Origin of the sequence: Caldimonas tepidiphila (assembly GCF_003569765.1) — a bacterium.
GTDB classification, from domain to species: domain Bacteria; phylum Pseudomonadota; class Gammaproteobacteria; order Burkholderiales; family Burkholderiaceae_C; genus Caldimonas; species Caldimonas tepidiphila.
Genome location: NZ_KZ983983.1, coordinates 1,241 through 1,531, shown reverse-complemented (window position 1 = coordinate 1,531; position 291 = coordinate 1,241). Strand labels below are relative to the sequence as shown.

General features: G+C 63.9%; 1 protein-coding gene. It reads right to left on the bottom strand.

Translation table 11 applies throughout. The annotated features are described in order from the left end of the window. A partial coding sequence (locus D3A59_RS04185) for an MEDS domain-containing protein (RefSeq protein WP_205665112.1) occupies positions 1 to 291 on the bottom strand: 291 nt, incomplete at both ends.

Here is a 291-nt window from a genome sequence, read left to right as displayed (position 1 = left end):
GCCTTCGTGTCGTACACGCAGAATCCGGCAGCCTTGCGACTGCGAAACAGGCTGTTCAGACGCTTCTCAAATTCGATCAAGCCAGGGCGCAGTTCCTTGCGATCGAGGGCCCAGGTGGGCTCGCCCGCAAAGCGGCAGCCGGTGAAGCCAGCAGCCAGAGCCGAGGTGATCGCCTGATCGAAAGCCTCGTACATGAGGTCGGGATCAAAGTTGCCATCGCGCAGGTAGGCTTCATCGGCGGTCGGGAGCTGCAGGGCGCCGCGCCGCATCGCGTCCTCGACGTCGATGCCG